17 protein-coding genes are annotated in these 19,157 nt (G+C 33.5%); 9 read left to right on the forward strand and 8 right to left on the reverse strand.

Annotation, left to right across the window (positions count from 1 at the left end; all coding sequences use genetic code 11):
- Positions 1 to 113 precede the first annotated feature (113 nt).
- The 3 genes from ACNO7W_RS04285 (at position 114) to ACNO7W_RS04295 (ending at position 2,996) form a co-directional block, all read left to right on the forward strand.
- The gene (locus tag ACNO7W_RS04285; RefSeq protein ID WP_417937151.1) at positions 114 to 1,025 is read left to right on the forward strand and encodes an AEC family transporter; all 912 of its coding nucleotides are present in this window, start codon (positions 114 to 116) and stop codon (positions 1,023 to 1,025) included.
- 26 nt (positions 1,026 to 1,051) lie between these two features.
- The gene (locus ACNO7W_RS04290) at positions 1,052 to 2,275 is read left to right on the forward strand and encodes an MFS transporter (RefSeq protein ID WP_417937152.1); all 1,224 of its coding nucleotides are present in this window, start codon (positions 1,052 to 1,054) and stop codon (positions 2,273 to 2,275) included.
- Between the two features lie 82 nt (positions 2,276 to 2,357).
- Positions 2,358 to 2,996 (forward strand): peroxiredoxin, encoded by a 639-nt coding sequence (locus ACNO7W_RS04295; protein ID WP_417937153.1) that lies wholly within the window; start codon positions 2,358 to 2,360, stop codon positions 2,994 to 2,996.
- Between the two features lie 92 nt (positions 2,997 to 3,088).
- Here the strand turns inward: ACNO7W_RS04295 and ACNO7W_RS04300 are convergent, their stop codons facing one another.
- From ACNO7W_RS04300 to ACNO7W_RS04325, 6 genes are all read right to left on the reverse strand, one after another.
- Positions 3,089 to 3,970: a DMT family transporter gene (locus ACNO7W_RS04300; protein ID WP_143387726.1), complete on the reverse strand. Its 882-nt coding sequence runs from the start codon at positions 3,968 to 3,970 to the stop codon at positions 3,089 to 3,091.
- Between the two features lie 6 nt (positions 3,971 to 3,976).
- Positions 3,977 to 4,558 (reverse strand): GDP-mannose pyrophosphatase NudK, encoded by a 582-nt coding sequence (nudK, locus tag ACNO7W_RS04305; protein ID WP_143387728.1) that lies wholly within the window; start codon positions 4,556 to 4,558, stop codon positions 3,977 to 3,979.
- A gap of 61 nt (positions 4,559 to 4,619) precedes the next feature.
- Positions 4,620 to 5,891 carry an adenylosuccinate synthase gene (locus ACNO7W_RS04310; RefSeq protein ID WP_143387729.1) on the reverse strand — a complete coding sequence of 424 codons (1,272 nt, stop codon included), beginning with the start codon at positions 5,889 to 5,891 and terminating at the stop codon, positions 4,620 to 4,622.
- 59 nt (positions 5,892 to 5,950) lie between these two features.
- Positions 5,951 to 6,406: a Fur family transcriptional regulator gene (locus ACNO7W_RS04315; protein ID WP_035670620.1), complete on the reverse strand. Its 456-nt coding sequence runs from the start codon at positions 6,404 to 6,406 to the stop codon at positions 5,951 to 5,953.
- Positions 6,407 to 6,525: 119 nt separating this feature from the next.
- Entirely contained in the window at positions 6,526 to 8,748 is a 2,223-nt protein-coding gene (locus ACNO7W_RS04320) for a RelA/SpoT family protein (protein ID WP_417937154.1), read from the reverse strand.
- Positions 8,749 to 8,967: 219 nt separating this feature from the next.
- Positions 8,968 to 9,753, reverse strand: coding sequence for a TrmH family RNA methyltransferase (locus tag ACNO7W_RS04325; protein ID WP_417937155.1), 786 nt, complete (start codon positions 9,751 to 9,753; stop codon positions 8,968 to 8,970).
- Positions 9,754 to 9,931: 178 nt separating this feature from the next.
- Here ACNO7W_RS04325 and ACNO7W_RS04330 point away from each other — a divergent pair, with 178 nt between their 5' ends.
- The 4 genes from ACNO7W_RS04330 (at position 9,932) to ACNO7W_RS04345 (ending at position 13,316) form a co-directional block, all read left to right on the forward strand.
- Positions 9,932 to 10,534 carry a trimeric intracellular cation channel family protein gene (locus ACNO7W_RS04330; RefSeq protein WP_143387735.1) on the forward strand — a complete coding sequence of 201 codons (603 nt, stop codon included), beginning with the start codon at positions 9,932 to 9,934 and terminating at the stop codon, positions 10,532 to 10,534.
- 35 nt (positions 10,535 to 10,569) lie between these two features.
- Positions 10,570 to 11,100 carry a hypothetical protein gene (locus ACNO7W_RS04335; RefSeq protein WP_417937156.1) on the forward strand — a complete coding sequence of 177 codons (531 nt, stop codon included), beginning with the start codon at positions 10,570 to 10,572 and terminating at the stop codon, positions 11,098 to 11,100.
- A 53-nt stretch (positions 11,101 to 11,153) separates the two neighbouring features.
- A protein-coding gene (locus ACNO7W_RS04340) for an IS630 family transposase (RefSeq protein WP_417937157.1) occupies positions 11,154 to 12,286 on the forward strand; the annotation gives its coding sequence in 2 pieces (ribosomal slippage) (positions 11,154 to 11,571 and positions 11,571 to 12,286; 1,134 coding nt in all).
- A gap of 106 nt (positions 12,287 to 12,392) precedes the next feature.
- Positions 12,393 to 13,316, forward strand: a complete 924-nt coding sequence (locus ACNO7W_RS04345; protein ID WP_417937158.1) for a glycosyltransferase — start codon at positions 12,393 to 12,395, stop codon at positions 13,314 to 13,316.
- A gap of 5 nt (positions 13,317 to 13,321) precedes the next feature.
- On the opposite strand, the gene ACNO7W_RS04350 is transcribed toward ACNO7W_RS04345, so the two are convergent.
- The gene (locus tag ACNO7W_RS04350; RefSeq protein ID WP_417937159.1) at positions 13,322 to 14,203 is read right to left on the reverse strand and encodes a glycosyltransferase family 2 protein; all 882 of its coding nucleotides are present in this window, start codon (positions 14,201 to 14,203) and stop codon (positions 13,322 to 13,324) included.
- Complete coding sequence (locus ACNO7W_RS04355) at positions 14,203 to 14,886, reverse strand: cell division ATP-binding protein FtsE (protein WP_143387748.1); 684 nt, start codon at positions 14,884 to 14,886, stop codon at positions 14,203 to 14,205. The genes ACNO7W_RS04350 and ACNO7W_RS04355 overlap by 1 nt, the downstream gene beginning before the upstream one ends.
- A 258-nt stretch (positions 14,887 to 15,144) precedes the next feature.
- Between ACNO7W_RS04355 and ACNO7W_RS04360 the strand changes: the two genes are divergently transcribed.
- Both ACNO7W_RS04360 and ACNO7W_RS04365 read left to right on the forward strand, forming a co-directional pair.
- Complete coding sequence (locus ACNO7W_RS04360) at positions 15,145 to 18,159, forward strand: tetratricopeptide repeat protein (RefSeq protein WP_417937160.1); 3,015 nt, start codon at positions 15,145 to 15,147, stop codon at positions 18,157 to 18,159.
- A gap of 82 nt (positions 18,160 to 18,241) precedes the next feature.
- Complete coding sequence (locus ACNO7W_RS04365; protein WP_417937161.1) at positions 18,242 to 19,105, forward strand: PhzF family phenazine biosynthesis protein; 864 nt, start codon at positions 18,242 to 18,244, stop codon at positions 19,103 to 19,105.
- Positions 19,106 to 19,157 lie beyond the last annotated feature (52 nt).

The following is a 19,157-nucleotide window of genomic DNA, read 5'->3' on the forward strand; positions in this document are numbered from 1 at the left end:
AAAAATGGAATTACCAAGTTTTTTATTTTTTTAACATAATGGAAAAATCAAAATGATGATTTCACTCTTTTCTAAATAAATTTAAGTGGTATTTTTGCATTCAATTCTACACTATGAATAACATTATTTTAATCTTCGTTTGTTTATTTCTTGGAATCGTATTGCAAAAGGTGAAACGTTTTCCGTCCAATACTTACAAGGTGTTAAATAATGTGGTTATTTATTTTTGTCTTCCCGCCTTAGCCTTATATTATATTCCAAAAATTGAATGGAATAATAAGCTGTTGTATCCAATCGGCGTAACATGGATTGGTTTTATAGTTTCGTATTTGTTTTTTAGCTTTTTAGGAAATAAATTGGGTTGGTCAAAAAAACTTACGGGTTGTTTAATTATAACTGCCGGTTTAGGCAATACTTCATTTTTAGGGTTTCCAATTATCCAAGCTTTATATGGCGAAGAAGGTTTAAAGACCGCAATTCTGGTAGATCAGCCGGGTACTTTTGTAGTGCTTTCAACCTTAGGAATTCTTGTGGCAACTTTGTATTCTTCTGGAAGTCCAAGTGGATTTCATATTGCAAAAAAAATAGTGTTCTTCCCTCCATTTATTACTTTTCTGTTGGCTTGTTTAATGAATGTCTTCAATTTTGATTTCCACGAATATATTCAATTTGTTTTACAAAAAACTGGAAGTTTAATGACTCCCTTGGCAATGCTTTCCGTTGGATTGCAATTACGATTTGATAGGAAAAGCCAACATTGGAAATTTTTAGGATTGGGACTTTTGTATAAATTAATGTTGACTCCGGCTCTAATATATTTATTGTATGTTGTAATTTTAGAACAAAATTCAAAAACGATTCAAGTATCCATAATGGAAGCTGCTATGGCTCCAATGATTACAGCAAGTATTCTAGCCACTTCTCATGGTTTAAAACCCAGATTGAGTAGCATGATGATTGGTTTTGGCATACCATTATCTTTCGTAACATTGGTGTTTTGGTATTTCGTGGCACAGTTTATTTAATTTTCAGCACCTTTTATTATTAGAATATGAATATTTCCTCAGCAACAGTATCACAAACCATCAACGCTCCAATTGTTCAAAAAACAGTTTATTCTGTCTTATTTTCAATAGCTTTTGCACATTTGTTAAATGATTTAATGCAGTCGGTTATCCCTTCGACCTATCCAATATTAAAAGAAAATTTTAATCTTAGTTTCACTCAAATTGGATTAATAACATTCGTTTTCCAACTTACAGCTTCTATTTTACAACCTTTTATAGGTTTTTATACGGATAAATATCCAAAACCGTATTCTTTAGTAATTGCGATGTTATTTACTATTACTGGATTGGGATTTTTATCGATTTCAACTTCTTTTTGGATGTTGTTGGTGTCAGTTGCATTTGTAGGAATTGGTTCTTCCATATTTCATCCGGAAGCGTCTCGTGTTGCTTATTTAGGATCAGGAGGAAAGCGAGGTTTGGCACAATCTATTTTTCAATTGGGTGGGAATTCAGGAAGTGCAATTGGTCCTTTATTAGTAGCACTGGTTGTTGCTCCTTTTGGACAATCGAATATAATATGGTTTGTAATAGTGGGTATTTTAGGAATCATTATTTTGTCCCAAATTGCGCTGTGGTATCAAAATCATTTGAATCTTCGAGCTGCAAAAAAAATAGTTGCTGAAGAATTTGCTGTCCCCTTATCCAAAAGAAAAATTAATATTGCATTAGCGGTTTTATTGTTGTTGATATTTTCCAAGTTTTTCTATATGGCGAGTATGTCAAGTTATTTTACTTTTTATCTCATGCATAAATTTGGGCTTACGATACAAGAATCGCAGTTTCATTTGTTTCTGTTTTTAGCTTCGGTAGCTGCAGGAACATTGATTGGTGGGCCTTTGGGAGATCGTTTTGGCAGAAAGTATATCATTTGGATTTCGATACTTGGAGCTGCGCCATTCACTTTATTATTGCCTTATGCTGATTTATTTTGGACAGGAGTATTATCGGTTATCATCGGAATCGTTATCGCTTCAGCGTTTTCAGCAATTTTAGTTTTTGCACAAGAATTAATGCCAGGAAAAGTTGGAATGATTTCCGGACTTTTTTTCGGTTTTGCCTTTGGAATGGGAGGTTTAGGTTCTGCAATTCTTGGTTATGTTGCAGATCAAACCAGTATTGAATACGTTTATAAATTAAGTTCTTTTCTGCCGCTGATTGGCGTTTTTACTTATTTCTTGCCCAATATGAAAAAGAAAGTTGCTTAAGTTAATTTATACTTTATTTATAATTTTCATTGTAGGTGCTATTGTTTTTTTATTTAATTTTAAAAGATAAAAACAAAAACTCATGGCAACATTACGATTAGGAGATATAGCTCCAGATTTTGAGGCAGAAACTACTCAAGGAAAAATAAAATTTCATGAATGGCTAGGTGATTCTTGGGGCGTGTTATTTTCGCACCCTGCTGATTTTACACCTGTTTGTACCACTGAATTAGGGACTGTCGCTAATTATTATCCTGAATTTGAAAAGAGAAATGTAAAAGTGATCGCGTTGAGCGTTGACGGATTAGATTCTCATATGGAATGGATTAAAGACATAAACGAAACTCAAAACACCACAGTTAACTTTCCAATTATTGCTGATGAAGATAAGCATGTAGCAAAATTGTATGATATGATTCATCCCAATGCCAATGAGAACTTTACGGTTCGTTCCGTTTTTATAATTGGACCTGACAAAAAAATAAAATTAACGCTCACTTATCCTGCATCAACCGGAAGAAATTTTGATGAATTACTTCGTGTAATTGATAGTTTACAGCTGACAGCACATTATAGCGTTGCAACCCCTGCAAATTGGAAAGATGGAGAAAAAGTGGTTATTTCAACAGCTGTTAAAGATGAAGATATTGCCGAAAAATTCCCAAAAGGATATGAAAGAGTAAAACCGTATTTAAGAATGACTCCGCAGCCTAATAGGTAATTATTTTTCTGGAATACTAATTTGAGCATAAAAAAAGTGCAATGAGAATATTTTCATTGCACTTTTTTTATTTCTATTGAGCCATGAAACAGTTACTTCCGATTGGTTATCAATAAACCGCTAATAATGATTCCCATGCTTATAATCTGCGTTATTACAATAGCCTGGCCCAGAAAAAAATAAGCTAAAATTCCACTGAATACAGGAATTAAATAATAAATCAATGCTGTTTTCGAGGTCCCTATCAACCGAATCGCTTCATTCCATAAATAGAAAGAAACTAGGGAAGCAAAGATGCCAACATACGTGGTAATCAGTACTGTTTTAGAATCAAAAATCACCTTTTTATAGAGAATATGTTCCCAAATATAAAAAGGAAACAGCATAATAGTACCGATTACAAAAACACTAAATAAAAATACTTTTGGGGTTAACCCATCTGGTTTTTGTCGGACTAATATGGTGTAACAGGCAAAAAAGAAACAAGACACGAGCATCAATACATCTCCAATTGTAAAGTTAATATGCAGCAATGCTTGTAGGGAACCTTTGGTAATAAGAACCAAAACTCCTGTAATTATGGTTACAATTCCAATTATTTTTATAGTGGACACTTTTTCTTTAAAAGCAATTCTGGAGAGGACGACAATAAATAGCGGAATCGAAATGGCTATTAAAGATAAATTGACTGCACTTGTTGTTTTTCCTGCAAAATAGATTAACGTGTTAAAAATAGTGATGCCTAATACCGCCGTAAGCATAAGATAACGAATGTGTTTCTTTATAATGGTAAAACTTTCAATAGTACTTTTAATTGCTAATGGAGCCAAAACGATACAAGCAATTGTCCAGCGCCAAAAAGCCAATCCAATTGGAGGAATGTGCCCTTTAATACCGCTGGCAATTACCATATTTACTGACCAAAGTAAAGTGGCTAATAAGGCAAAAAATACCCCTTTAGTTTGATTGTTCATCGTTAATTAAACGAGATTTTTTATTTTGGCGTACTGTAACAACATAATGGTCTTGGCATCTTTTATTTCCCCAGATTCAATCATTGCGTAGGCTTCGTCATAGGACATTTCGATGACATCTATATTTTCCTCTTCGTGTTCGACTCCACCACCGTCACTGACTTTCATGGATTCGTCATATTCTCCAACAAACAGGTATAGGATTTCGGTTACTGCTCCGGGAGACATATACGTTTCCATTACTTTATCAACTTTAGTAATGCGGTATCCTGTTTCTTCTTCGGTTTCTCGAATGATGCATTGTTCGGGATGGTCTTCGTCTAAAAGTCCTGCACAAACTTCAATCATCATTCCAGTTTCATTTCCGTTAAGGTAAGTTGGCAAGCGAAACTGACGCGTTAGAATAACTGTTTTTTGTTGTGCGTTGTAAAGTAAAATGGCAGCACCATTTCCTCGATCATAAACTTCCCTTTTTTGGGTAATCCAGGAGTCGTCTTTTTTTTGATAATCAAAAGTTACTTTGTTTAAGATGTACCAATTATCAGAAAGTAATTCGGTTTTTTGTATTTTAATAGCTGGGTTTTTCATTCGTTGGGATTGGTTTATGAACTAAAAAAAACGCTCTGAATTTTCAGAGCGTTTAGTAATCTTATTTTAGAATAGTTTGCTTTCTGTCTGGTCCTACAGAAACTATTTTGATAGGAACTTCCACTTCTTTTTCTATGAATTCAATGTATTCTTTCAATTCGCTTGGTAATTCATCATAAGTAGTCATACCGGTTAAATCTTGATGCCATCCTTTGAAATCCTGATACACTGGAGTTACATTTTCCGGTTCGATGTTATAAGGGAAGTGAGAGATGTTTTTTCCTTTATAGTTGTATTCTGTACACACTTTTAAAGTTTCAAATCCTGAAAGGACATCGCCTTTCATCATCATTAATTGTGTTACGCCATTTACTTGAACAGCATATTTAAGTGCTACTAAGTCTAACCAGCCACAACGTCTTTGTCTTCCTGTAACAGATCCAAATTCATTTCCTACACGAGCCATAGTTGCACCATCTTCGTCAAAAAGTTCAGTTGGGAATGGACCACTTCCTACGCGAGTTACGTAAGCTTTGAAAATTCCGTACACTTCTTTTATTTTATTTGGAGCAATTCCTAAACCAGTACAAGCACCAGCGGCAGTTGTATTGGACGAAGTTACAAATGGATACGTTCCAAAATCAACATCCAATAATGAACCTTGAGCTCCTTCACATAATATTGATTTTCCAGCTTTTTGTGCTTGGTGTAAATATTCTTCACTATCAATAAAATCTAATTTTTTTAATTCTTCGATAGCTTCAAAAAATTCTTTTTCTAATTCTTCTAAGTTATATTGGATAGCAACATCGTAGAATTTAATCATGGCTTCGTGCTTGTCAGCCAAAGCTCTGTAACGATCTGCAAAATCTTCCAATTCGATATCACCCACACGAAGACCATTTCTTCCTGTTTTGTCCATATAAGTTGGACCAATACCTTTTAATGTAGAACCTATTTTAGCTTTGCCTTTAGAAGCTTCTGAAGCTGCGTCTAACAAACGGTGCGTAGGTAAAATTAAATGCGCTTTTCTTGAAATGATTAATTTGCTTTTGATGTCTAAATTAAATTTTTCAAGACCTTCGATTTCTTTTTGAAAAACAACAGGATCGATTACTACTCCGTTTCCAATGATATTTACGGCAGTTTTATGAAAAATACCTGAAGGAATAGTTCTAAGAACATGTTTTATTCCATCAAATTCCAAAGTATGTCCTGCATTTGGGCCTCCTTGAAAACGAGCAATAATATCATAATTTGAAGTAAGAACATCAACAATTTTTCCTTTTCCTTCATCTCCCCATTGTAATCCTAGTAATAAATCTACGGTCATTCTATCTGTTATTTGTAGTTAGTTATATTATTCAAAGGACAACTAATAAGCTGTCCGTATTATTTTTGCTTTTTTATTCCATATAGATATAAGGAATGGTTTGTGATTTCTATATCGAATATTTCTTCGATTGTTTTTTTGATACTTTGAATTCTAGGATCACAAAACTCGATTACTTCGCCAGTATCGGTCATGATAATATGATCGTGCTGTTTGTCAAAGTATGATTTTTCGTAATGTGCCTGATTTTGTCCAAATTGGTGTTTACGGACTAAAGCGCAGTCCAATAGCAATTCAATAGTATTGTAAAGCGTTGCTCTACTGACACGATAGTTTTTATTTTTCATTTTGATATAAAGATTTTCTACATCAAAATGTTCTTCACTATCGTATATTTCCTGAAGGATAGCATAACGCTCAGGAGTTTTGCGATGTCCTTTTTTTTCAAGATACATTGTAAATACATTTTTTACAATTTCTTGGTTTTTGGTGTTATCTGTGGAAATGAGTGTCATATGCTGGCAAAGATAAATTTTTTAGTTTAAAGTTTAAAGTTTCAGGTTTGTTTAGTTTTAAGTTTTTTTAGTCTCAAGCGAGTAATCTGAAGCCTGAAACAAAAAAACTCGAAACTTTTCTAAGTTTTATAAACTCTTGTGACCTTATCGATTCCGTCAATTTTTTTAATATTATTGATCATTTTTTTCAAAATTGTATTATTTTGAACAATTACCGTCACTTGACCATGAAATATTCCTGCATCTGTACTCAACGAAATGCTCTGAATATTAACATGCATATTGTTTGAAATCACTTTTGTTAACTGGTTCGTAAGCCCTAAAACATCCATTCCAGTTATGTTTATTATGGCTTTGAATTCTTCTTGTGAAGAGTCAATCCATTTGGCAGTCATTATTCTGTAAGCATAGTTGGATTGCATTCCAATGGCATTTGGACAATCTTTTTTATGCACTTTTATCCCTTCGTTGATGGTTACAAATCCAAATACATCATCTCCAGGAATCGGATTACAGCAAGGGGATAATTTGTAATCCAGTTTGTCATGTTCCTTTCCAAAAACAAGTAAATCATAGTTACTGCTTATTATTGGTTTATGAATATCTTCATCGGCTGTACTACTTGCGGAACGTTTTATTTTATTTTTGAAAAAATTAATAAAAGTGTTACTTTTTTGAGCAGCATAATCTTTGAGTTGCTGATTTTCTATGGCGCCAATTCCCACTCTGTAAAATAAATCTAAACTCGTTTTTAATTTGAAAAAGTTAACCAATTCATTAACAACTGATTCGTTTAAAGTTATTTTTAAATGTTTTAACTTTCGGGTAAGTAGTTCTTTTCCTTCTTCGCCAATTTTCTTGGTGTTTTCGTTTAAAACGTTTTTAATTTTCGTTTTTGCTCTCGAAGTCGTTACATAATCGAGCCAGTTAGAAGTCGGTTTTTGATGTTGTGAGGTGATAACTTCAATTTGATCCCCGCTTTTTAATTCGAAGTTCAAAGGAACTAATTTCCCATTGACACGCGTTCCTCTGGTGCGAATTCCTATTTCGGAGTGAATGCTGAAAGCAAAATCTAGTGAAGTTGCTCCTTTAGGTAATGATTTTATTTCCCCTTTTGGAGTAAAGACAAAGATTTCTTTTGAATATAAATTCATTTTGAAATCTTCCACAAAATCTACCGCGTTGGTTTCTGAACTTTCTAAGGCTTCTTTTAGTAAATTCAGCCACACATCCAGTTCACTTTCCTCAGTAGCTCCATTTTTATATTTGTAATGTGCAGCGTATCCTTTTTCTGCAATTTCATCCATACGTTCGCTTCGTACCTGAACTTCTACCCAGCGGCCTTTTGGTCCCATAACGGTAATGTGCAGGGCTTCATAACCAGTGGATTTAGGCGAAGAAATCCAATCCCGTAAACGACTTGGACTCGGTCTGTAATAATCGGTTACTATGGAATAGATTTTCCAAGCAAGGAATTTTTCTTCGTGTGGAGTTGATTTGTATACGATGCGAAGTGCAAACTTATCATAAACTTCATCGAAGCCTACGTTTTGCGCTTTCATTTTTCTACGAATGGAATAGATAGATTTTGGACGGCCTTTTATGATATAATCGATTCCTTCAGCATCCAATGCTGTTTTTAGCACATCTGAAATGTCTTTTATGTAGGCATCCTGTTCTTCTTTAGTCTCTTTTATTTTGCTTACAATTTCATTGTAAATAGCAGGTTCTGTATATTTTAATCCTAAATCTTCGAGTTTTGTTTTAATGTTGTATAAACCCAATCGATGAGCAAGTGGTGCATATATGTATAAAGTTTCAGATGCAATTTTGGTTTGTTTGTCTTCTTGCATCGAATCCATCGTTTGCATATTATGCAAACGATCGGCTAATTTTATAAGAATTACACGTACATCATCATTGAGGGTTAATATCATTTTACGGAAGTTTTCCGCTTGTATTGAGGCATTTAAATCCTTTTGCACCATTGAGATTTTTGTCAATCCTTCAACAAGTTGTGCTACTTTAGGATTGAATAATCGTTCAATATCTTGCACTGTCATGAGCGTGTCTTCAACGACATCGTGCAATAGTGCAGCAGCAATGGATGTGGCTCCCAAACCGATTTCGGAAGCAACAATTTTTGCGACAGCAATGGGATGGAAAATATAGGCTTCGCCTGATTTTCTTCGTTGATCTTTATGAGCATCTACGGCAACATCAAAAGCTTTACGGATTAGTTTTTTATCTTCATCACTTAGAGTTTGATAGCTTATACGGAGTAGCTCTTTGTATTCTTGAGCAATTGCTTTGTTTTCTTTTTCTATATCTATTTCAATCATAACGGCATGGTTCAATTCCTAAAAATAGAAATTAGTTAGGAGATATGCAAGTAAAAAAGGTTTCTGAGGCTAAAACCCGAAATAAAATCATTAAGATTTGTATTGGACTCTTTTGAAATCCAAATCCTGAAAATCATAACTGAAATCGGTTGATTCAGGTATTGGACTCATTTTCAGGTTAATTTATTTTTTTATTTTCTGCAATTTAAAATCTTAAATCTAAAACCCTCTTTGTCTTTTGGCTTCAAAAATCAAAATCGCTGCAGCAACCGAAACATTCATAGAATCGATTTCGCCTTGCATTGGAATAATAATATTTTGGGTTGCTTCTTTTCTCCATTCTTCAGTCAATCCAGTGGCTTCAGTTCCCACGACCAAAGCAGTTGGTGTCGTGTAATCTTGCGTATGATAGAAAGTGGAGTTTTGCAAAGTCGCACAATAAAAATTGATTTTTCTTTCTTTCAAAAAAGCAATAATTTCCGATGTTGTTCCGGTAGCAATTTGGTTGGTAAACAAACAACCCACGCTGGAACGCACAATATTTGGATTGTATAAATCGCTTTTTGGATTGGCAATAATTACGGCGTCCAGATTAGCAGCATCGGCAGTTCGTAATAAAGCCCCAATATTGCCTGGTTTTTCGGGCGTTTCGGCAACAAGAATCAATGGGTTTTCAGATAATTCCAAATCGGATAATTGTAACGATTTGGTTTTGGCTACAGCCAAAACACCTTCAGTAGTATCCCGATACGCCAGTTTTTGATACACTTCCTTGTTGATTTCTATCAGTTCAGCATTTTTAGATAATTGTCTGGCTTCGGCTTCGGAACAAATTTCAGGTAAAAACAATAGCGTTTCCAGTTCATAACCGCCTTTAATGGCAATTGAAATTTCACGTTTTCCCTCAATTAAAAATGTTCCGGATTGTTTACGTGCTTTCGCTTTTTCCTGCAATTGCACTAAAGATTTTATGTATGGATTTTGTATCGAAGTGATTTGTTTCAAGACTTTCAACTATTTAATTAATAGTTACAAAGATACATAGAGAAAATTCAGTTTTTCTTATTCGATTCGAATATTTATTTGTCGGGAATACGTCGATTAATTATAGGTGTTTCAGGTCGGTTTCACGAGTATTTTCTTTATTTTTGTCAAAATCCGAAATTCAAAAATCCCAATTCGAATGTTTCATTTATTAGACATCATCGGTACGATGGCTTTTGCCATGTCAGGCGCATTGACCGCCATGAGTAAAAAACTGGATCCTTTTGGTGTTTTTATCATTGCTTTTGTTACGGCTGTTGGTGGAGGAACGTTGCGGGATATCATGATTGGCAGAACGCCCGTGGGATGGATGCTGGACTTGAAGTACGTTTATGTAATCATTATTGGCTTTGTCCTGGCCATTATTTTTAGAAAAAAATTCGACCGATTACGAACTTCTTTGTTTTTATTTGACACCATTGGATTGGGTGTTTTTACTTTAATTGGTCTTGAAAAAGGAATAAATATTGGACTTCATCCTGTTATTTGTATTGCATTAGGAACAATGACGGCCTGTTTTGGAGGCGTTATCCGCGATATTTTATGTACCGAAATACCTGTTATTTTCAGAAGAGAAATTTACGCCACAATATGCATTTTGGGCGGAATTGTTTTTTTTCTACTTCGAAAATTGAATTTGGAGAACGATGTTTTATACTTAACAACTTCACTGGTTATCATTTCGGTTCGCTTGATGGCCGTGAAATTCAAATGGTATTTGCCCACTTTAGAACATAAATAAAAATTGATTACTTTCACAAAGTTTAAAATCGAATAGTGAATAAGTACTTTGTCAAGCAATATCAGAAAAGTGATTATACGAATTGGAATGCCTTTATTGGTCAGGCCAAAAATGCTACTTTCTTATTCCATCGTGATTTTATGGAATATCACAAGGATCGATTTGAGGATTTCTCGTTGATGATTTTTGAGACTGAAAAGTTGGTTGCAGTTTTACCGGCAAATAGGGTTGGAGATGCAATTTATTCACATCAAGGATTGACCTATGGAGGGTTGGTTTATTCCCATAAAATTAATGGAGAAAGAGTAGAAGGGATTTTAGACTCTCTTTTAAATTTTTTTAAAGAAAATTTGATAAAATCATTTTATTTTAAACCAATTCCTTTATTCTATTCTTCAAAAGGCAACGCTGAAATGGATTTTTTCGTGCTTAAAAAAGGAGCTTTTTTGGACAAAAAAGAAATGAATTTAGCTATTAATCTAGTGATGCCTTTAGCGATTTCAAAAAGTAAATTAAAGCATTTTAGAAAAATTGAAGGGCTTGATTTACAACTAGTGTTAAGTTAAGTTTAATATGACGTATTAATAATAAATAATCATTACCTTTGAAAAAAAAGGAAATGATAAAATATACAATTAAACTAACAAAAACAGAGGTTGAGGAATTACATGCAATAATAAGTAAAGGTTCACATTCCTCACAGACATTTAGAACTGCTTATATTCTTCTAAATTGTGACGAGGGAGAGTTTTCAGACAAGGTTACCAATGAGGAAATAAGCAAAATATTGAAAATCGGAATGAGAACCATCGATAGGGTTAAAAAGAAATTTATCGAATTAGGCTTCGAAAATGTTTTAGAGAGAAGACCCACAAGTAGGGTCTATACCCCTAAAGTTGACGGAGATATTGAGGCAAAATTAATTTCTTTGTGTTGTAGCGAGCCTCCAAAGGGATTTGCGAAATGGTCTTTGAGACTTTTGGCAGACAAAATGGTGGAATTGAATTACATAGAAAGCATTTCCTATGTCACCGTTGGCAATGTTTTAAAAAAAATGAACTTAAGCCTTGGAAAGTAAAAGGTTGGGTCATCCCACCACATCAAAATAGCGAGTTCGTTGCCAACATGGAAAATGTATTGGACGTTTACAAAAGACCCTATGATGAGCGATTTCCTGTTGTTTGTATGGATGAATCTCCAAAACAACTAATAGGGGAAGGTAAACCGAGCATTCCGGCCAAACCGGGACAAGATTTAAGAGTTGATTATGAGTATATCCGACATGGAGTGGTGAATATTTTCATGGCAAACGAGCCGTTAAATGGCAAAAGATTAGCCGAAGTAACCGAAACAAAAACAAAGAAGGATTGGGCTTTATTTGTGAAACGAATAGCAGATGAAATGTATCCAAAGGCTGAAAAAATCATTTTGGTGATGGATAATTTTAAAACTCATTCTCCATCCGCTTTTTACGAAGCTTTTGAGCCTTCGCAAGCAAAACGATTGTGGGATAGGTTCGAATTTGTTTTCACACCTAAACACGGAAGCTGGCTAAATATGGCGGAAATTGAATTGCATGTATTAAACGGACAATGTCTAAATCGGCATATTGATAATATGGCCAAAATAAAAGAAGAAGTTGATGCATGGCAAGACCATCGGAATAACAGAACAAGTAAAATAAATTGGCAGTTTACAACTAAAGATGCAAGGGTAAAACTCAAAAGGCTTTATCCGTCATTTCATAATTAACATAACACTAGTTGAAAAATTAGGATATGAAGTCCATATTTTGACTCAAAATGAAGGTTTTTCCCCTTTGTTTTATTCTTTTAATTCCAATATTATTTTTCACGATATGATCTTGAAAGGCAATGTCTTTCAGTTTTTTAATTCTTTTGCAAAAGCCTTAAAAAGTAAAATTAAAACAATACAACCGGATGTTATTATTGTTTGTGATAATGGTTTAAAGGCATATTCTATTCCTTTTATTTTAAAAAATAAAACCCCTCTTATTTTAGAAATACACAGTTCTAAATTTATCGAGGAAAGAGAATCAGAAAAAAATATTTTGACGAAAGTAGCGTCTAATTGTATTCATCTTTTTAAAAGAATAGGAATAAAGAAATACGATCGATTTGTCGTTGAAACGAGCGGAAGCATTTCAGAATGGAACATAAATAATACAATTGTAATTCCGAATCCCTTATGGTTTGCTTCAGAAAAATCCAGTGATTTAGAAAGTAAAAAAGTAATTGCTGTTGGACGGCATACGTATGAAAAAGGATTTGACAGAATGTTGCAAATCTGGAAAAAAGTAGTTGCCAAACATCCGGATTGGATATTGGAAATTTACGGAAAATCAAATGAAAATATTGATTTAAGATTGTTGGCTGAAAACCTAAATGTTTCGAATAATGTTGTTTTTCACGAACCGATCCAAAATATTGACGAAAAATATTTAGAAGCTTCTTTTTATCTGATGACATCTCGATTTGAAGGTTTTGGAATGGTCTTAATTGAGGCGATGGCTTCGGGATTACCTTGTGTTGCTTACGATTGTCCGTGTGGACCAAGAGGCGTTTTGTCTCAAAACGAAGACAGTTTTTTAATTGAAAATAGAAACGAAACGGAATATATCAAAGCAGTTGAGACTTTAATCGAAAATGCGACATTAAGAAAAGAAATGGGAAAAAAGGCAAAGTTGTCTAGTGAAAAATACAATATTGACGAAATTATGCAAACCTGGAATCAACTATTTATTGGAATCAAAAAGAGTTAGATTTTCTAATTTATCGTACACAAATACCCGACTCTAAACATATTAAAAGCTAATAAATTAGGATTGTTTCCTGTCAAATTTTTTAATAATGATTTTTCAAAAACAGCATATAATTTCGAAATAATAAAAGCTGATTTTGTTTTTTTTTTTAAATAATACAGTTGAATCAATCGTACAAATTCAACATCAATTTTCTCTTCTTGGTATAACGAAATCAAATTTTCTAGCGACTCTTTTGTTTTGTTTAAATAATCTAAATTAGTGTCAATATCTCCGTGTTCAACTGGGTTTTCTATATGATTTATTTTGACTTGTAATAAATTTAATTGATACGAAAGTTGGGTGTCATCATGACCGTATTTTTTTATGTTTTTATCAAATTTTACTTTGTTGAAACAGTCTTTTTTAATTACGGTATTATTGAATAGTAATGATTTATAGGGCTTTTTTCTTCTGTTTTCAGAAGTTTTATCTTCAATGAATCTTCCGTATTTCCAACGTAGTTTTTGATTGTCGGATGGGCAATTTTCGGGATGCAACCGGCCTCCATAAATAACATCAAAATCAGGAAGATTGTCGATGTGTTTTTTTATATAATTGTTGTCAATAATAATGGAGTCGCCATCAATAAAAAGTAAATATTGATATTTTGCTTGTTCGGCAAGGGAATTTCTGTTTTCGCGATGGGCGATGTTTTCTTTTAATGAAACAAAACTGCAATCCGATAACGCATTTACATTTTTATTGAATATATTCAAACTCGATTGTGAAGCGTCATCCTGGCATAAAATCTCAAAATTTATTCCGCAATCCGAACATTGTTTGTGCAACTCTAAAACAAGAGGATAAACGTTGCAATTGTATATTGGAACAAGAATGGAAATCATTATGCAGTTCTTTGAACTACTTCAAAAATTTTGGCATCTTCACATTTCAATGTTTTTGAAGGGAATTTCATCAATAATGCGTAATCGTGCGTTGCCATAATGATTGTTTTTCCGTTGGCATTAATTTTTTTTAATACTTCCAATACTTCGGCACTCGTTTGTGGATCAAGGTTTCCGGTAGGTTCATCAGCAAGAATTAGTTCTGGATCGTTAAGCAAAGCTCTGGCTATCGCCACACGTTGCTGTTCACCACCAGAAAGTTGATGTGGCATTTTATTGCCAAATTCTTTCATGCCGACTTTATTTAAAACTTCATCGATTTTTGTTTGCATTTCTACATTGTCTGTCCATCCTGTTGCTTTAAGTACAAACAACATATTGTTATTTACAGTACGATCTGGAAGTAATTTGAAATCCTGAAAAACAATTCCAATCTTTCTTCTCAAAAACGGAATGTCATCTTCTTTTAAAGTGGCTAAATCAAAATCTACAATGTTTCCTTCACCTTCTGTCAAAGGTAAATCGCCATATAAGGTTTTCATTAAACTACTTTTTCCGGAGCCTGTTTTTCCAATGATGTAAAGGAATTCACCATGTTTTACATCCAAGTTTACCTCAGATAAAATAGTTTTTTCTTCTTGATAAATGGTAACGTTTTTTAAAGACAGTACGGATTGTGACATAATTTGCATTTGTTTATGGGGTAAAAGTAATAAGATAACGGTTCTATTCAAAATAAATTCTATTCAATTAAATAGAATTCGGGTAATTACAAATAATATACGTAAGTCATATAGTTTACGACGATAAATATTGTATGAATGTATTGCAATGAAAGTTAAATTTTACAGTGTTTAAAAAAATGTTCATAATAAAAACGAATTGCGATTCGTTATAGAGTTCAGAATATGATACATTTGAATTCTTAAAATAAAATTGCAATGCGTAAAATTTCCTGGGGCTACTTCTTTTTCTTTTTTATTATAACTGCTACCATTTCGGCACAAAAGTCTACCATTTACACTCACGATTCAAAAGATTTTAATAAAGCAGTTTCGTTGTTTAAAGATGCACAATATGCATCAGCACAAATTATTTTTAATAAAGTAAAAGAGACGGCGACTACTGAAGAACTAAAATCGGATTGTGCGTATTATGCCGCTAATTGTGCTATTCGAACCAATCAATCTAACGCTGATGAATTGATGGAACGTTTTGTTTCGGATTATCCTACGAGTGTAAAACAAAACCAAGCTTATATTGAAGTAGCGCATTATCATTTTAATCAGGGGAATTATCCGCAAGCGTTGCAATGGTTTGATAAAGTAGACGAAAGCAGTTTAAGCAGAAAGGACCAGGATAAATTCAATTTCCAGAAAGGGTATAGTTTTTTTAATGCCAAAAAGAAAAAAGAAGCCGCGGTCTATTTGAATAAAGTGGTGAATTCAGCGGAATATGGTTCACAAGCCAAGTATTATTTGGGATTCATGGCATACGAAGGAGATGATTATAAGCGAGCCACAAAATATTTTGACGAAGTTTCAGGTGAAGAAAAGTACAAAGAAAAGCTTTCGTATTATCAAGCCGACATGAATTTCAAATTGGGAAATTTCCAAAAAGCAATTGATTTGGGCGAAAAAGCGATGGCTAAATCCACTGTTTTAGAAAAATCAGAATTGAATAAAATCATTGGTGAAAGCTATTTTAATTTAAACAAATATGATAAAGCAATTCCGTATTTAGTTGCTTATAAAGGGAAAAAAGGAAGATGGAATAACACTGATTTTTACCAATTGGGTTATGCTTATTACAAACAAAAAGACTATGAAAACGCAATTTCTCAGTTTAATAAAATTATAGGCGGAAAAGATTTCGTGGCGCAAAATGCCTATTATCATTTGGGAGAAAGTTACCTGAATACTGATAAAAAACAACAAGCTTTGAATGCTTTTAAAAATGCTTCTGAAATGGAGTTTGACGCCGCAATTCAGGAAGACGCGAGTTTGAATTATGCGAAATTGAGTTACGAATTAGGGAATTCTTATCAAAGTGTACCGGCAGTTTTACAGGCTTTTTTGAAAAAATATCCTGATAACGCAAACCGTTCAGAGATTGAAAGATTGTTGATTGATTCATATATTTCGTCTAAAAACTACAAGGAAGCGTTTGCTTTATTGGAAAAAAATAAAACTCCCGAAAATAAATTAGCGTATCAAAAAGTAACATTTTACAGAGGGTTGGAATTGTATACGGATGGAAATTATCCGGAAGCTTTGAAAATGTTCACCAAATCTATAAACGAACAAAAAGATGCTGTTTTTACTGCACGAGCCACTTTCTGGAAAGGAGAAACCGAATATGTTTTAAATGATTTTAAAGAGGCGCTGTTGAGTTTTAAACAATTTGCAGGTTTGGCTCAAGCCACAACAACACCAGAATATAAAAACCACAATTATAATATTGCCTATACGTATTTCAAATTGAAAGAGTACGATCAGGCTGGGAATTATTTCCAAAGCCAAATAGAAAAAGTGAAGGATGACAAAGTACGTTTGAATGATTCGTATTTGCGTTTAGCGGATTGTCGTTTTGTAACTTCAAAATACGGACCGGCAATGGACGCATATTCTAAAGTGATAGAATCTAAAAGTGTTGATGCGGATTATGCGTATTTCCAAAAAGCAATTTCCTATGGTTTTATTTCTAAAAATGATAAGAAAATTGATGAGCTAAATGCTTTCTTACAATTGTATCCAAAGTCAGCCTATCGTGATGATGCGCTTTTTGAACTTGGAAATACTTACGTAGCTGAGAATAAAAATGACCTTGCGATAAAAACGTACGATCGATTGAATCTCGAATTTAAAAAGAGTTCTTTTACTTCAAAATCTATTTTGCGTCAGGGATTAATTTATTATAATTCAGATAAAGATGATCAGGCATTATTGAAATTTAAAAAAGTAGCCGCAGATTTCCCTAGAACTCCGGAAGCATTAGAAGCCGTTGCCACCGCGCGATTGATTTATGTAGACAATGGAAGAGTAGATGAATATGCTAATTGGGTGCGTACTTTAGATTTTGTTGCCGTTACAGATGCAGAACTTGATAATGATACATATGAAGCTGCTGAAAAACAATTTCAACAAAATAACACCAAGCAGGCTATTGCAGGATTTAGTGGTTATATTTCTAGTTTTCCAAGAGGAATTCATGCTTTACATGCTAATTTTTACCTTGCGCAATCCTATTTTTCTGAAGGATCTGAAAGTAAATCGATTCCAAATTATGAATATGTGGTTGATCAACCCAGAAGTGAATTTACAGAACAATCTTTGTCGAGATTGGCGCAAATTTTTCTTAAAAACAAAGACTACAACAAAGCAATTCCGGTATTATCTCGTTTAGAAGATGAAGCTGATATTTCCCAGAATAAAACATTTGCACAGTCCAATCTGATGAAATTATACTATGATAAAAAAGATTATCCAAATTCGGTAATTTATGCGGAGAAAGTTTTGATGAATCCAAAAACGGATGATAATGTAAAAAGTGACGCGCAAATTATAATAGCACGTGCGGCAATGCAAACGGGGGATGAAAACAAAGCGCGAGTTGCTTACGCAAAAGTTATGACGATTGCCAAAGGAGAATTGGCAGCCGAAGCTTTGTATTATGATGCCTATTTTAAAAATAAAGACGAAAAGTTTGAAGCTTCTAATACTGCAGTTCAAAAATTGGCAAAGAATTATTCGAGCTATAAATATTTTGGAGCCAAAGGATTAATCTTGATGGCGAAAAACTTTTACGGACTGAAGGACAGTTATCAGGCCACATATATTTTAGAAAATGTAATCCAAAATTTCACTGATTTTCCAGATGTTATCTCAGAAGCACAAACAGAATTGGACTACATTAAAACTGAAGAATCCAAAACAAACTCATCGATTATTAAATAAAGAAGTCAGAGATTGGAAGTCAGAAAACAAGAAAAATAGGCGTGAAATTTTTAAAATAATTGAAAGCCAAAAAATAAATGGAATGAATATACCTTTTTACATCGTTGATGTTTTTGCAGAGAAAAAATATGCAGGCAATCAATTGGCTGTTTTCTTAGGGGCAGATGCCTTAAGTGCCGAAGAGATGCAAAAAATTGCCCGCGAAATCAACTTTGCGGAAAGCACTTTTATTACTAAGCTTGAACCAGAAAATAAAGTCGCGGAAATTAGAATTTTTACTCCAGAACACGAAATGCAGTTTGCGGGACATCCAATCATTGGAACTTCTTGGGTTTTGATGAATAGAATATTTGAAAATCAACCTCAAAAGATTACGTTATCGGTTCCAATTGGTGAAATCCCAATTCATCAATCGGGAGATTTGGTATGGTTGCAGGCGGCTCAACCGGATTTTTTGGATGTTTTTTCAGCGGAAGATTTTTTATCCTTCAGCAATTTAAGTAGTACTGATTTTGATGATAAATTTCCCATTCAGGAAGTTACTACAGGAAGCGCTTTTGTGATTGTTCCTCTCAGAAATAAAAAAGCATTGGAGCATTTAATTCTTGACAAGATTAAAATGAATGAATGGTTGCATGGGCATTGTAAAACAAATCATAGAGCCTTGTATTTTTATTATTTAGAAGAAACAAAGCTTATTAGCAGAATGTTGTATGTGGAAGAGAATCAGCTTAAAGAAGATGCTGCCACAGGTAGTGCCAGTACTTGTTTACAAGCTTTTCTTTTAAAATATCATTCTTCTGAAATTCGAATGATTAATTATCAGGGAGATTTTATTAATAGATCTTCTCAAATTTATTTCGATGGAAAATTAGCTAATGATCATTTTGATATAAAAATTGGTGGAAAAACGCAATTTATCGCAAAAGGCGAATGGGAAGTTTAAATTACAAGGTTAAAAGTTAGAAGTAAAAAGATCAGAAGTATGAAGATAGAAG

It is taken from the genome of Flavobacterium sp. ZB4R12 (assembly GCF_048276375.1).
In the GTDB taxonomy this organism is placed as follows: domain Bacteria; phylum Bacteroidota; class Bacteroidia; order Flavobacteriales; family Flavobacteriaceae; genus Flavobacterium; species Flavobacterium gawalongense.